This window comes from Aquirufa sp. ROCK-SH2 (assembly GCF_054558315.1).
Map to the genome: position 1 here is coordinate 200,484 of NZ_JBPXKB010000002.1, position 14,248 is coordinate 214,731.

The window sequence follows — 14,248 nt, forward strand, 5'->3', positions numbered from 1 at the left end:
TTTTTTGGAAGAGAGAAAAGAGGAGAGAGAAAAGAGGAGAGAGAAGAGAGAAAAGAGAGAAAAGAGAAGAGAGAAAAGAGGAGAGAGAAAATAAGAAAAATGACTAATGAACTAAAAGTTCATTTCATAGTACACACTCGGCACAGCCGAGCGCGTTCTACATTTCCTCTTTTCTCTCTCCTCTTTTCACTCTTGCCTCTTACCTCTTACCTCTTACCTCTCCCTAGTCCTTCGCAAAAATTGCCTCCAAGGCAGATGCGCCAGAGATAACTACTTTGCCTTCTGGGACGGTTTTAATCGCTCTCACACCCACAATCTCCGAATTGGAAGCCAATACCTCTACTGGAACTTGTTCCATCTCTCCATTCGATTTCTCCACATAAATGAATCCGCCTTTACCTACACGCGCAAAACCCGCCTGCGGAATCGTTAACATCTTTAAATTATTGACCAAAATCTTCGCGTTCACAAATTGTCCTATCGTGAATTTCGCCTCCTCACTCTCTGAATTAAAATGTCCATGCACCGACGTCGTTCTACTTTCTAAATCCACTTGCTTTCCAATTAAAAATACCTTCCCCACAGAACTATTTCCCTCCGCCTCTATCTTTATCGGTTGTCCCATTTTTAAATTCATCAAATCTTTCTCAAATACTTTTAACTCCACATGTTTGTGGTTCACCCCAACCATCGTTGCGATCACATCCGTTGGATTGATATATTTCCCAATTGATATATTAACCACCTGAATAAAACCTTCAATGGGCGATTTCACCTTAATGATAGAACTAATAGCTCCTCCCGCTAAGGCTTTCATATCGCAACCCAATAGCTCTAATTTCAAAGCCAAGCCTTTTTGCTGTGCTTGTAAATTACCCAAATCTGCTTCCGCTTGTTGTAATTTCTTTTTAGAACCCACTTCTTCATTGCTTAAAACTTGTTGCCTCGATTTTTCACCACTCAACAGGGCCAACTGACTACTTGCTTGTAAATAATCTTGCTGCATTTGAATGTAGTCCAAACTGGCTACTGTAGCTAAAATTTCTCCTTTTGCAACTTTTTTACCGGGTAATAATTCTGTTGTCGATTTGATATATCCACTAATGGGTAAAGAAATGGATGCCAATGAAATAGGAGGGACATCCACCAATCCATTGCAGGAAACCTCCTGGGGTAATTCCTTTTCTTCTAATTTTCCAAAGGTAATTCCCGCGTTTTGCTTTTGCTCTGCAGTTAATTTAATCACAGTGGCCACTTCTGCCTGTGTTTCTTCTGCTTTCTTTTCACAAGAAAAGCCTATTCCTACGAATAATAAAGAAAAAATGATGTTGATATATTGCTTATTCATTGCCTAAAATAGTTTCGATTTGTATAATGCTTTGGTTGTATGCCAAAACTTCTTGTAAATATTGTTCTCTAATCTGCCAAGCCTGCTGCGTATTTTGCAACATCTCCACATATTCGATTTCCCCTTGTTGGTAACTTTTTAAAGCCGTTTTTTCCAACCAATTGGCCTGCTCCAAAGCACTGCTTTGATAGTATTCCAAAGATTTTTTCAATTTGTCAAATTGCTCTAATTGCGTTTGTAGATCGGTGTTAAATTGCAATTTTTGTTGTTCTAACTGACTTTGAGCCACCATTTCTTGTTTTTCAGCACTAGCAATTTTTGCCTTTTGTGCCTGCCTAAAAATAGGAATACTTAAGCCCGCCTGCACAAAATTTTGCCCACTAAAATTCTCAATACTTTGTGTCGTTAATCCCACACGAATATCGGGTTTCAACTTCTCGCGCTCCACTTGTGTCAATAATTTCCCATGATCTATTTGCTCCATTAAGAGGGCTAAATAAGGGTTTTTCGACAAATCTTGATTGCTTAAAGAAAGATCCATCTGAATTTTCGATTGAGTTTGAATACGAAATTCCCCCTCTCGGTTAATCCAATAAGCCAAATTTCGATAATTGCTTTTGATGTCCGATTCCAGCGATTTTCTTTTTTGCTGAAATTCTTTCAACCTGGCCTCCGCTGCTACATATTCCAATTTATTGGTTTCTCCCTGACTAAATTTTAATTTCGCCGCGCGAGTCATTTGGGAGTAAATACTATCCTGCTTTTTCAAATAATCCAAATGCTGGTGTTGTACCAATAGCCCATAATAATAGAATTTCACACTTGAAATCACTAAATTTTGAACAATCTTTAATCGCTTTTCTGTCAAATTTTTCTGCGATCGCAAGGCATTGACTTGTGCTTTTAATTGACTAGGCCATGGAATACTTTGTGCCGCAATGACCGTATAATCTCGACTAAAATACGTTTGTGTTTTTCCGTATTGAAAATCGAAAGAGGCCTTCGGAAGTTCTTTTCCTGAGGCAATCAAGGCCTCCGAAGCATCAATTTCTAAATTGCCTGTTTTAATCAAGGCATTTTTTGCCATCGCCTCTTTGATGCAATCTTGTAAATTCAAGGTTGGATTTCCAGTTTGACCAATACTCATAAACGAAGCAAAAAGGCCCAAAATCAATACGCCAACAAATGGTTTCATTTTTAATTTATTTTCTCGTCTTGTCATCACCAAAGAGTAAACAACAGGGATCACAATCAAGGTTAAAAATGTGGCTGTAATTAAACCTCCGATAACGACAGTTGCCAATGGCCTTTGTACCTCTGCTCCCGGAGAATGACTCAAGGCCATTGGAAGGAATCCCAAAGATGCCACCGATGCGGTCATAATCACAGGTCTAAAACGGAATTCCAATCCTTTCTTTAATCGCTCTGCAACATTTAATCCTTCTTCTGCCAATTGTTTGAAAAAGGACAATAATACAATTCCATTCAGCACAGCCACACCAAACAAAGCAATAAATCCAATACCCGCCGAAACGGAGAAAGGCATATCTCTTAACCAAAGAGCCCAAATTCCGCCAATGGCTGAAAGTGGAATGGCCAAATAAATAATGGCGGCTTCAATGATGGAATTGAATGTGAAAAATAACAAAGCAAAAATGAGCAATAAAGCGATTGGAACGACTAATGCCAAACGGTCTTTAGCAGCAATTAGATTTTCAAAAGTCCCACCATAAGTGACATAATAACCAGCAGGTAAAGTCACCTTATTTTTCATTACTTTTTGAATATCAGCCACCACACTCTCCACGTCTCTATTTCGCACATTGATACCAATCGTAATTCTTCGATGGGTATTGTCCCTCGCAATTTCTACAGGAGCATTTTGGAAGTCAACACTAGCCACTTCCTGCAAAGGAATTTGTCCGCCATTGGGCAAACTAACATACAATTCACGAATATTTTGAATGTCTTTTCTGAAAGTAGAATCTAGTCGAATCACCAAGTCGAATCGTTTTTCTCCTTCCATCACAATTCCTGCCGTTTCGCCTGCAAAAGTCATTTTGACCAATTGATTAATGTCCTGAATATTTAAACCATATTGAGCCATTTTTGCCCGATTATAATTCACGACCAGTTGTGGAATACCATCAATTTGTTGCACTTTGATATCTCCTACACCTTCAATATTTCGGATGTGTCGAGCAGCCTCTGTTGCGTGTTCAAATAATTCTTCCAAATCTTCTCCAAAAATCTTGATGGCAATATCTGATTTTACCCCAGCAATCAATTCATTGAACCTCATTTGAATGGGTTGCGTAAATTCAAAATTGACTTCTGGAAAAACATTCAAAGCAAGGTCCATTTTTTCCTCCAATTCATCCATCGTTTCCGCTTGGGTCCATTCGCTTGGCTCATTCAATTGAATAATTAAATCGCAAGAATTTATACCCATGGGATCGGTGGGGATTTCAGAAGCACCAATTCTAGAAACAATTTGTTTGATTTCTTTGGGGAATTTTTTCATCAATAATTTTTGTGCCTCTGTATTCACTTTGATACTTTGAGAAAGTGAAGCATTGGTTGGCAAAATTGTTTCTACGGCAAAATCTCCTTCGTTTAGCTCTGGAATAAATTCACCTCCCAAAGTAGTAAATAGCCAAATGCTAACGGTTAAAAGTGCAGCAGAAGCCGCAACTACGATGGACCGGTGATCCAATGCCCAATCAGCCATTTTCTTGTAACCCCCGTATAAGAAGTTCATGATTCGGTCTGCCCAAGTAATTGAATGATCTATTTTTTTGCTCAAAAACAAAGCCGACATCATCGGTACGTATGTCAAGGATAAAATCAAGGCACCAAAAATGGCAAAGCTGACCGTTTCAGCCATAGGTCTAAACATTTTACCTTCAATGCCACCCAATGCCATGATTGGCAAGTAAACAATCAAGATAATGATTACCCCAAAAGCGGCCGATTTAAAAATCGCTTTGGCAGAAATCGACACCTCTTCGTCCATGGCATGTTGAGAAAGGACTTCTCCTTTTCGATGACTATGGAGTCGATGAATGATGGATTCCACAATGATGACGGCACCATCTACGATCAAACCAAAATCGATGGCTCCTAAACTCATCAAGTTGGCAGAAACGCCAAACACATGCATCATTGCAAAGGCAAAGAGCAAGCAAAGTGGAATCATGGATGCTACAATAAGTCCAGCGCGGAAATTTCCCAATAAAAGCACCAAGATAAACACCACAATTAGAGCTCCTTCAATTAGGTTTTTTTGAACAGTAGAAATGGACTTTCCAATCAACACGCTTCTGTCTAAATAAGGCTCAATGGTGATACCTTGCGGCAAAGTTTTTTGGATGATTTCCATTTGCACCTTAACGTCTTTCACTACTTGATTGGCATTGGCGCCTTTCAAAAGGAGCATCACGGCTCCTACGGCTTCACCCTCGCCATTTCTGGCCATGGCACCATAACGAATGGCTTTGCCAAATTGGACTTTCGCCACATTTTTTACCAAAACAGGAATGTTATTTTGTCCTTTTTGAGAAACAACAATGTTTTCAATATCCTCTATAGAGCCAATCATACCTTCCGAACGGATAAAATAGGCATCGGATCCCTTTTCAATGTAACTACCACCTGAATTGGAATTATTGGCTTCCAAGGCTTTGAAAACCTCGCTAAGGGTTACATTCATGGAACGAAGGTGCTCTGGGTTTATAGCAACTTCATATTGTTTTAAATCGCCACCAAAGGAACTTACCTCCACAACCCCAGGAATACCCAATAATTGACGCTTGATGATCCAATCTTGGTAGGTTCTTAAATCTGCCAAAGAATATTGATTTTTGAAATCAGGATCAACGGTTAGAGTATATTGAAAAAATTCCCCTAAACCGGTTGTAATAGGTGCCATTTCTGGAATTCCCGCACCTTTTAATAAATAAGGTTCCGCAGCTTTGAGCTTCTCTGCTACTTGTTGTCGGGTTATTTCGGTGGCGATGCCATCTTCAAAAACCACGGTAATAATGGATAATCCCATTCTTGAGATGGAACGAATTCCTTTGACATTGGGAATGGTTCGAAGGGAAATTTCCAAAGGATAAGTGACAAATTTCTCTACCTCTGACGCCGCTAAAGCGGGCGATTGTGTAATTACTTGAACTTGATTGGAAGTAATATCCGGTAGGGCATCAATGGGTAATTTACTAAGCGAGTAGCCTCCCCAAACGATTAAACCTATAACCATTAAACCCACAATTAATTTATTGCGGATACTGAAATTTATAATTGAATTGATCATATTTTTTTAATTAGCATGTAACAAAACGGAGTTTTGTATACGCTCGCGGAGGCGCGATGATGATGCTAACTAAAGAGAAATGGTATAAATTTTTCCAGGAATGCTGGTATTTTCTTGAAATAAATAAAAGTGCAGGAACCACAAAAAACAAATAAAAGGCTGGCAATACATAGCCAATGGCGCCACTTAGGTCTAAACTTGGCAAATTAGGATGTTGTGTGGTTTTGGGATGCTTCGAGTCGGCCGCATAATGTAACCACAGAAAATCAATGAAATTGAAGTTTTTAGGCGATTGTTTTTTATGTACCAAATAGTGTTTTAGAAGTTCATTTGCTTTAAAAGACTGCTCCATCCCAACTTTGGGAATTAGACTTCCGAAGAAGAATAAGAGGAACAATATGATAGCTAAATAAGTTTTCACGCTGTAAATGTAAGAAAAATTGGAAATTTTAATAGATATTTATGCTCTGATTTTAAAATCATATTGAAACAAGAGCCTAATAATCAGTCAATCGCTTAAGTGATTCTATTAAATATGGATGAAATTAACCTTTTATGGCATCAATTAACCGATTCTGAAACAATCATTCGTTCCGGGCTTTTGGTCATTACTTTAATTGTCTTTGCCGAAAACGGTTTGTTCTTCGCTTTTTTTCTTCCTGGCGATTATTTATTGTTCCTTACAGGGGTTTTTGGAGGAACGGGCGTTTTGAAAGAACCATTGTCCACCTTACTGATGAGCATTTTTATGGCAGCCGTTTTAGGCTCCTTACTCGGGTATTTAATCGGTAGGTATTTTGGAAAATCGGTGGAAAAAAGGCCCGATAGCTTGCTGTTTAAACGCAAGCACCTAGATTCAACAAGAGAATTTTTTGAGAAGTTTGGTTTCATGGCTTTGGTGATTAGTCGCTTTTTGCCCGTAGTCAGAACTTTTGCACCTATTTTAGCAGGTATTAGCCGAATGTCATGGTTAAGCTATATTTTCTTGAACTTGGTAGGGGCATTTCTCTGGGTAGGAATTTTGGTAACAAGTGGTTATTATTTAGGGCATCAATTTCCTTGGATCATTAATTACGTACAATATATTATCATTTTCTTTTTAGCGATAACAACGTTTACCGTGATAAAAGGCTATTTAAAATTCAAAAAATGATTGAGCAATTTGGCTATATAGGTGCTTTTTTATTGGCTGGAGTTTTCTTCATGGCTTTTGTTTTGTTTCTCGCAAAATGGATTCGCCCGAATCGCCCCAATGTAGAAAAATTAAGTACGTATGAATCAGGAGAAGCGCCTGTTGGTAATGCCAATGTTCGATTTAATCCCCGATTTTATGTGATTGCCTTATTGTTTGTTCTTTTTGAAATCGAATTAATCTTTCTTTTTCCTTGGGCAGTGGTTTTTAAGGACAAAGAATTACTTCAAGCAAGCCCCTCTTGGACTTCCTATGCTCTCGTAGAAATGTTAATTTTTGTTGGAATTTTATCCCTTGGTCTTGCTTTCGCTTGGGTCAAAGGCTATTTAAACTGGGAAAAACCTGAAATCAAATCAGAAGAATTCAATTCGCCGATACCTGGGAAGGCGTATGAGGAAATAGGTAAGAGGTAAGAGGTAAGAGGTAAAAGGTAAGAGGTAAGAGGTAAAGGTAGGGGATAATAGTTAGATTTTGAGCTTCAATTTATTGATTATTGTTACTAGTATCTTCCTTATTTCAATCCCAATATTTTTTAGATTCTGAAATTCCTGCTCTTCAATGATTTTTTCTAATTGTAGTAAATCTAACCAAAATATAGTTTCATTCAATTCTTTTAAAGAGATACTTAATTAGTGTATATAATCTTTATTAGACTCAGCAAAGTAACCTTCTTGTAGGTTAGCACCAATACTTGTACCACTTCTTAAAATTTGATTTGAAATGATAAACTCTTTTTTATTATCAAGCTTTTTAGATAATCGATAAATATCTCTTGCAAACTGAAGAGCCTTGTTTTGTACATTTTGATTTTTCATAAAACAAATTTCATTAATAGAAATTTATTCACAAAACATAAATAATTGATTATCAGTTAATTGATTGTAATTATCAGTATGCAATATACCTCCTACCTCTTACCTCTTACCTCTTACCTCTTACCTCACCAATTTATTATTAAAACTTATCCCAAACACAATTTCATGTGATCCGTAATTACCAGCAAAGGAACTATTGGGATGGAAATCGTAGGAATAAGATAATTGGGTGGTTTGACTAAATTGTACGCCGAATAAAGCAGAAATGGCCTCTTTGTGGCGGTAAGATGCGCCGATCCAAAATTGATCATCAAAACTAGCCTTTACGTTGGCCTCCAGCATAACATTGGAAAAATTGGTTGATTTGATTAATACAGATGGACTTATTTTTAAACTTTCATTGATTCGTTTGGTGATTCCTGCTTGTAATTGATAGCTAGGACTTGTATCGCCAAACCATGAAACCGTATCTGCTTTGGCTTGTTTGACCAAACGCTCATAATTCACGCTTTGCATGATTAATTGATTGGCAGATAATCCGATGTAGGCAGTTCTATTGTAGTATAAAAAACCGATGTTGATTAAAGGATGACCTCCAGTTAGCTTTCCCTCTGAGATAAGTCGATTATCTCCAGGATCATGCGCATCAAAATTTCCTACATTGAAATCCAAAATACGCTGATGAACTCCAACAGAAGTTCCTACGGCTAATTTTCTTTCTCCGCCAAGCGGTAAATGATAGGCATAAGTAAGTGCGAAAGAATAATCGAAAAGGGGACCAAATTGATCCGACATTATCTGGACTCCTAGTCCTTGATGAAAAGGAGGTTTTTCTTCTTTTTTACGAATAGCCGTTGGAGTAAAATTTCGTCGTATGGTTTTAGAGATATAGGGAGTTGGCCCTTCTGAAGTTCTGTCTGATTTATCAATCGATAAATTACCAGTGATGTAAAATGTTTTGGAAGGAACACCTAAGCCAAGCCATTGTTGTCTGAAACCTGATTTGATGTCAATATAATCTTCATAACCTGCGAAAGCTGGGTTATAAAGATACTTGTTCATCATAAATTGCGTAAACTGCGGAGATTGTTGACCAAAAAACGTAAAAGGTACTATTAGTAGTAAAACTATCCTGAAATATTTCATTTGCTGATGAACGAACCTAATTATTCCTTAAATATATTTAAATTCGTTTGAACTTTAAGAAAAATTATCAGGTTTTTAATGATTAAAGCATTGGTAATCCAAAAATATGCAACACAAAAGCTATCCTTTAGAACAACTAAATTCATTTTCTGGTTTATTATTAGACTATTTATCGGGTAAAGAGGAGTTGAAAAATCTATATGGTTATTCTCCTCATTTGCAGTCTTTTGAACATCAAATACAATCCAAATCTGATTTTTCTTTATCCAAAAGAGAAACCTTGGTCAAGGTTTTGAAGAAACAATATGCAGAGCAGGCTGATTCAAAGAATATTGATCAATTACTCGATGCTAAAACCTTTACTGTAACCACAGGGCACCAATTGAATTTATTCACGGGGCCTTTATACGTTATTTATAAAATTGTGTCAACCATCAATTTGGCTAAAAAATTAAAGCAACAATTTCCCGATTATCATTTTGTGCCCGTCTATTGGATGGCAACAGAAGACCACGATTGGGATGAAATCAACCATTTTTACTGCTTTGGCAAAAAATACACCTTTGAAACCCATCAAAAAGGACCAGTAGGCCAATTTACCTTGGAAGAAATGCCCGCTTTTTTGGCTTCTTTTCCAGAGAAAGTGGAATTGTTTCAAAATGCTTATTTAAACGGTAAAACCTTAACAGATGCCGTACGAACGTACATGCACGCACTTTTTCCAAATGAACATTTGATTTGCATCGATGGAGATGACGCTGATTTAAAACGGGCATTTATACCTGTCATGGAAGCGGATTTATTCCAATTCAAACATTTGGATTTGGTCAATGAAAAAAATCAGGATTTAGAAAAATTAGGATATAAACCTCAAATTCATGCGAGGGAAATTAATTTTTTCTATTTAGAAAAAGGATTTAGGGAGCGAATTGAATGCCATGAAGGGAAATATCAAGTGGTTCATTCTTCCATTGAATGGACAAAGGAGGAGTTGCAAAAAGAGATAAACGCACATCCTGAAAAATTTAGTCCCAATGTAGTTTTACGCCCTTTGTACCAAGAGACCATTTTGCCCAATTTAGCCTATTTGGGAGGTGGAGCAGAAGTGGCGTATTGGTTGCAATTAAAAGGCATTTTTGATGCGCATCAGGTTCCTTATCCTATTTTATTGCCTCGAAATTTTGCCTTGGTTTTAAGCCCTCAACAACAACAAAGAATTCAAAAGTTAGATTTCCCGATACAAGATTTATTCTTGGATGATATCACTTTGAAAAAGAAATTTGTCGAAGACCATTCCGATAAAATTTTAGATTTTAATGAGGAGCAAAGTTTAATTGATCCAATCATTCAACAAATTTTATTGAAAATAGGGGCGGTTGACAAAACCTTGGAAGCCTCTGTTTTGGCAGAAAAACATAAGTGGGTGACGGGATTGGAAAATTTGGAAAAGCGCATGAAAAAAGCGGAAGAACGAAACCAGGAAATTCATGTTCAACAGCTTTTAACACTTAAATCCAAGCTTTTCCCAGAAGGCCATTGGCAAGAAAGACATGATAATTTCTTGAATTTCTACCTAAATTATCCTCATTTCATCCAAGATTTATTGGATATTTTTGATCCTTTGAATTTTGAACTTTACGTGCTAGAACTAGCTTAAACACCATGCCACAAAAATTAAGTCCTAAAGAATTTCTCGAAGCCGCAAAGACCTTCCCGATTTTAGATGTCAGGTCTCCAGGCGAATTTGAAAGGGCGCACATTCCTGGGGCAATTTCCTTTCCCATTTTTTCCAACGACGAACGCGCGGCCGTAGGAACTTGCTATAAAAATGAGGGAAAAGATAAAGCTGTTGAGTTAGGCTTGAGTTTCGTGGGACCTAACTTAGCCAAATGGGTAAAACAGGCAAAAAAATTAGCCGTAGATGGCACCGTACTGGTTCATTGTTGGAGAGGAGGCATGCGAAGTGGAAGCATGGCATGGTTGTTTGAAACCGCGGGCTTGAAAGTCCACATTTTAGTAGGTGGTTACAAGGCCTATCGTCAAACAGTCTTAGAAAAATTCGAAGAGAAATTACCTTTAATGGTCTTAGGTGGCAAAACAGGAAGTGGTAAGACGGAAATGTTGCTGGCCATGAAGGAAAGAGGTTTTCAAGTCATAGATTTGGAAGGAATCGCACACCATAGAGGTTCCGCTTTTGGTCATTTGGGCCTAGAGGAACAACCTAGTAGCGAACATTTCGAAAATTTAGTGCATCATGAATTACTCCAATATGATCTTTCAAAAGCCATTTGGGTGGAAGACGAAAGTAGGCACATTGGTAAAGTATTTATGAATTTTCATTTTTATGAACAATTGAGAAATGCGCCTTTATTGTTTGTGGATATAGACGCCCAATATAGATTACCTTATTTGGTGGAAGTTTATGCGCAATATCCCAAAGAACAATTAGAGAAGGCTTTGGGAAAAATTAAAAAACGACTAGGTGGCCAACATTTTCAGAATGCCTTGGAAAAATTGGAGCAAGGAGATTTTCATGAAGTGGCGGCAATCACCTTAAACTATTACGATAAAGCTTATTTGCATGGTTTAGTTCAAAGAGATGAAAAAATGATTCATCAAATAGTCGTAGAAACATTAGACACAAATTCGCAAATTGAAGCCATTTTAACACATCCTTTGTTTAAATTTACCTTTTAAATCACATCCAATGGAGTCGAATCTTTTTCTACAACAGATTTTTGCGAAGCATCAAAGCACGAAATCTTTTCCTGCAACTTCAGATATAAAGAAGCTTTTTACTAAAATTCTTTTGACACTTTTTCCAGAGCAAACCCAAAGGCATTTTACGCAATTGGATGAATTGACCTTGGTTTGGGAAAGCATAGAAAATGGATTGGAGAGCCTTTTGCATTCCATGAAATCTGAGTTGACAGATACGCCCAACCAGATTGCCAAAAGATATATGTCGAGGATTCCAGGCATCTACGAGTTATTATTAACAGATGTAGAAGCGATGGTCAATGGAGATCCTGCAGCAACAACAGATTACGAAGTAATTCGAACATATCCAGGATTTTATGCCATGGTTTTTTATCGATTGGCGCATGGATTACAAGAAGAAAATGTACCATTGATTCCCAGAATTTTAACGGAATATGCGCATTCAAAAACGGGTATCGACATTCATCCTGGAGCTAAAATTGGGAAATATTTTTTCATGGACCATGGAACAGGAATTGTGATTGGTGAAACATGTGTGATTGGTGAAAGAGTGAAAATTTACCAAGGTGTAACTTTGGGGGCACTGTCGGTAGATAAAAGCATGGCTTCTACCAAAAGACACCCTACCATTGAAAATGGGGTGGTGATTTATTCAGGAGCCACTATTTTAGGAGGAGAAACGGTAGTGGGAGAAAATTCCATTATTGGAGGAAACGTGTGGTTGACCAAAAGCGTTAAAGCAAATACGAAATTGTACTTTCAAGCAAATACCAAAGAAATTATCGACTAAGATGAATCAATTATTAGACCTTGTTGGGAATACCCCATTGGTGGAAATAAAGAAAATGAATGCCAATCCCAAGGTAAGGATTTTTGGCAAATTGGAAGGGAATAATCCAGGTGGGTCTGTGAAAGATCGTGCTGCTAAAAGCATGATTGAAGGGGCTATTTCACGTGGAGAAATTAAGGCAGGGACTAAATTGGTGGAGGCTACTTCTGGAAATACGGGAATTGCTTTGGCCATGATTGCACGCTTGTATAATTTGGAAATAGAATTGGCCATGCCAGCTAATTCCACTCGCGAGCGAGTATTGACGATGGAGGCATTTGGAGCAAAGGTTATTTTAACCGAAACCATCGAGTCGGCTAGGGATTATGCCGTGGACAAAGCATCAAAAGGCGATTATATCTTGTTGAATCAGTTTGAGAATCCAGATAATTATTTGGCACATTATAAAACTACAGGTCCAGAAATTTTTCGTGATACGGACGGACAAGTAACGCATTTTGTGAGTTCCATGGGTACAACGGGAACCATTATGGGGACGTCCATGTATTTAAAAGAGCAGAATCCATCCATTCAAATTGTGGGTTGCCAACCAACAGAAGGTTCAAAAATTCCAGGAATTAGAAGATGGCCAGAAGAATATCGCCCTAAAATTTACCAACCTGAACGGGTAGATCGAATCATGGATATTTCGGAAGAGGAGGCTACGGAAACCACCAGGCAATTAGCAAAAATTGAAGGAATATTTGGAGGAATGAGCAGCGGAGGCGCCGTAGCAGCAAGTTTGCGCTTAGCCCAAGAGCTTGAAAGTGGATTAATTGTTTGTATTATTTGCGATCGAGGTGATAGGTATTTGTCTAGTGGGCTTTTTGGATAGGGAAGAGAGAAGAGAGAAGAGAGGAAACGGGAAAAGAGAAGAGAGGAAAGAGAAAAGAGGAAAGAGAAAATAGAAAAATCTTAATGGATTCTTAATGACTTAATGTTTAAAAGAAAAGAAGTAAGTTGATACAAACCAAATTTTCATACAAGTCCAATGTAAATTATAAGTTTTCTGTTAGTGATTGTTATTTTCTTTTTTTAAGGGGTAATGCGTCCCCTTACCCCCTGCAATTTACGAGTTATAAAGTTCAGTTAATTGATAAAATTGGAAACTACAAATTCTTAGTGTCTCTGTGATTTTTTTTAACATTAAGGGATTAAGAAAAGAGAAGAGAGAAAACGTGTTGAACTAAAAGTTCAATTCATAGTACACACTCGGCACAGCCGAGCGCGTTTCCTCTTTTCCCGTTTCCTCTCTTCTCTTTCCTCTCTTCTAAATCACAAAAGCACCCCCATTAACTTATACGTAGTAGCTGGAAGAAAGCGGATTTTTTGGTAACCATCGATGGAATAAGTTTCTACTCGGCCATCAATGATGTTCATATTGAGCTTTTTGGAAGTCTCAAACAAAAAATTCGATTGAGACATGATTATTTCGACTTGTAAAGGTTTGCCGACGGCATCTAAATGCATTTTGAAGGTTTTGACAGGGACTTTTTCCCCAATTTTGGCAGAATACCAAATTAGACCATCTTCCGAAAGATTATCGTAACTCAGTAGATAAGCAGGTTTGTTCAAATCGGCTTCCATGAACACGGCCCATTCTTTCTGCCAATCCATGGTTTTAAATACCTTTTCTTCTTTTTTATCTTGTAAAAAAATGGTTTTTTGTACCATTTTTGGATGTGCTTCTAATTCTTTAATGGCACTATTTAGAAATTTCTCCCAGTGATAATAGGTATTATTATTCCCATTGGATTCAGGTGCGCTACAGGAAATTTGACCCAATGTACACACGAAAACAAGAAATGCTAGGCAATTTAATTTCATCTGTGCAAAGGTAGGTATTTTTCTAATTTTCATGTTTTAAATAAATACTTTA

The 14,248-nt window shown here is 37.6% G+C and carries 11 protein-coding genes and 1 pseudogene; 6 read left to right on the plus strand and 6 right to left on the minus strand.

Going from position 1 to position 14,248, the window contains the following annotated elements; all coding sequences use genetic code 11:
* Window positions 1-223: 223 nt before the first annotated feature.
* Genes V7S79_RS04785 through V7S79_RS04795 form a run of 3 tightly spaced genes read right to left on the minus strand, consistent with a single transcriptional unit; the run spans window position 224 to window position 6,087 of the window.
* Entirely contained in the window at window positions 224-1,348 is a 1,125-nt protein-coding gene (locus V7S79_RS04785) for an efflux RND transporter periplasmic adaptor subunit (RefSeq protein WP_459489419.1), read from the minus strand.
* Window positions 1,341-5,666: a CusA/CzcA family heavy metal efflux RND transporter gene (locus V7S79_RS04790; protein WP_459489420.1), complete on the minus strand. Its 4,326-nt coding sequence runs from the start codon at window positions 5,664-5,666 to the stop codon at window positions 1,341-1,343. The genes V7S79_RS04785 and V7S79_RS04790 overlap by 8 nt, the downstream gene beginning before the upstream one ends.
* 10 nt (window positions 5,667-5,676) lie before the next feature.
* Window positions 5,677-6,087, minus strand: a complete 411-nt coding sequence (locus V7S79_RS04795; RefSeq protein ID WP_459489421.1) for a hypothetical protein — start codon at window positions 6,085-6,087, stop codon at window positions 5,677-5,679.
* Window positions 6,088-6,201: 114 nt separating this feature from the next.
* Between V7S79_RS04795 and V7S79_RS04800 the strand changes: the two genes are divergently transcribed.
* Together V7S79_RS04800 and V7S79_RS04805 are read left to right on the plus strand one after the other, a co-directional pair.
* Window positions 6,202-6,819, plus strand: a complete 618-nt coding sequence (locus V7S79_RS04800; protein WP_459489422.1) for a DedA family protein — start codon at window positions 6,202-6,204, stop codon at window positions 6,817-6,819.
* The gene (locus V7S79_RS04805) at window positions 6,816-7,271 is read left to right on the plus strand and encodes an NADH-quinone oxidoreductase subunit A (protein WP_459489423.1); all 456 of its coding nucleotides are present in this window, start codon (window positions 6,816-6,818) and stop codon (window positions 7,269-7,271) included. Before V7S79_RS04800 ends, V7S79_RS04805 begins: the two co-directional genes overlap by 4 nt.
* 51 nt (window positions 7,272-7,322) lie before the next feature.
* On the opposite strand, the pseudogene V7S79_RS04810 reads toward V7S79_RS04805, so the two are convergent.
* Window positions 7,323-7,673 (minus strand): annotated as a pseudogene (locus V7S79_RS04810) (four helix bundle protein).
* Between the two features lie 120 nt (window positions 7,674-7,793).
* Entirely contained in the window at window positions 7,794-8,819 is a 1,026-nt protein-coding gene (locus tag V7S79_RS04815; RefSeq protein WP_459489424.1) for a PorP/SprF family type IX secretion system membrane protein, read from the minus strand.
* A gap of 106 nt (window positions 8,820-8,925) precedes the next feature.
* Between V7S79_RS04815 and bshC the strand changes: the two genes are divergently transcribed.
* The 4 genes from bshC to cysM are packed head-to-tail and all read left to right on the plus strand — an operon-like array spanning window position 8,926 to window position 13,204.
* Complete coding sequence (bshC, locus tag V7S79_RS04820) at window positions 8,926-10,476, plus strand: bacillithiol biosynthesis cysteine-adding enzyme BshC (RefSeq protein ID WP_459489425.1); 1,551 nt, start codon at window positions 8,926-8,928, stop codon at window positions 10,474-10,476.
* Window positions 10,477-10,481: 5 nt separating this feature from the next.
* The gene (gene mnmH / locus V7S79_RS04825; protein ID WP_459489426.1) at window positions 10,482-11,516 is read left to right on the plus strand and encodes a tRNA 2-selenouridine(34) synthase MnmH; all 1,035 of its coding nucleotides are present in this window, start codon (window positions 10,482-10,484) and stop codon (window positions 11,514-11,516) included.
* Window positions 11,517-11,526: 10 nt separating this feature from the next.
* Window positions 11,527-12,330: a serine O-acetyltransferase gene (locus V7S79_RS04830; protein ID WP_459489427.1), complete on the plus strand. Its 804-nt coding sequence runs from the start codon at window positions 11,527-11,529 to the stop codon at window positions 12,328-12,330.
* A gap of 1 nt (window position 12,331) precedes the next feature.
* A complete protein-coding gene (gene cysM, locus V7S79_RS04835) occupies window positions 12,332-13,204 on the plus strand; it encodes a cysteine synthase CysM (RefSeq protein ID WP_459489428.1) in 873 nt (290 codons plus the stop codon).
* Between the two features lie 440 nt (window positions 13,205-13,644).
* Here cysM and V7S79_RS04840 read toward each other — a convergent pair whose 3' ends face one another.
* A complete protein-coding gene (locus tag V7S79_RS04840) occupies window positions 13,645-14,229 on the minus strand; it encodes a hypothetical protein (protein ID WP_459489429.1) in 585 nt (194 codons plus the stop codon).
* Window positions 14,230-14,248: the final 19 nt, after the last annotated feature.

Coding starts and splice junctions, on each gene's coding strand:
- V7S79_RS04785 (WP_459489419.1), bottom strand. CDS start 1,348: ATGAATAAGCAATATATCAACATCATTTTTTCTTTATTATTCGTAGGA.
- V7S79_RS04790 (WP_459489420.1), bottom strand. CDS start 5,666: ATGATCAATTCAATTATAAATTTCAGTATCCGCAATAAATTAATTGTG.
- V7S79_RS04800 (WP_459489422.1), top strand. CDS start 6,202: ATGGATGAAATTAACCTTTTATGGCATCAATTAACCGATTCTGAAACA.
- V7S79_RS04805 (WP_459489423.1), top strand. CDS start 6,816: ATGATTGAGCAATTTGGCTATATAGGTGCTTTTTTATTGGCTGGAGTT.
- V7S79_RS04815 (WP_459489424.1), bottom strand. CDS start 8,819: ATGAAATATTTCAGGATAGTTTTACTACTAATAGTACCTTTTACGTTT.
- bshC (WP_459489425.1), top strand. CDS start 8,926: ATGCAACACAAAAGCTATCCTTTAGAACAACTAAATTCATTTTCTGGT.
- mnmH (WP_459489426.1), top strand. CDS start 10,482: ATGCCACAAAAATTAAGTCCTAAAGAATTTCTCGAAGCCGCAAAGACC.
- V7S79_RS04830 (WP_459489427.1), top strand. CDS start 11,527: ATGGAGTCGAATCTTTTTCTACAACAGATTTTTGCGAAGCATCAAAGC.
- cysM (WP_459489428.1), top strand. CDS start 12,332: ATGAATCAATTATTAGACCTTGTTGGGAATACCCCATTGGTGGAAATA.
- V7S79_RS04840 (WP_459489429.1), bottom strand. CDS start 14,229: ATGAAAATTAGAAAAATACCTACCTTTGCACAGATGAAATTAAATTGC.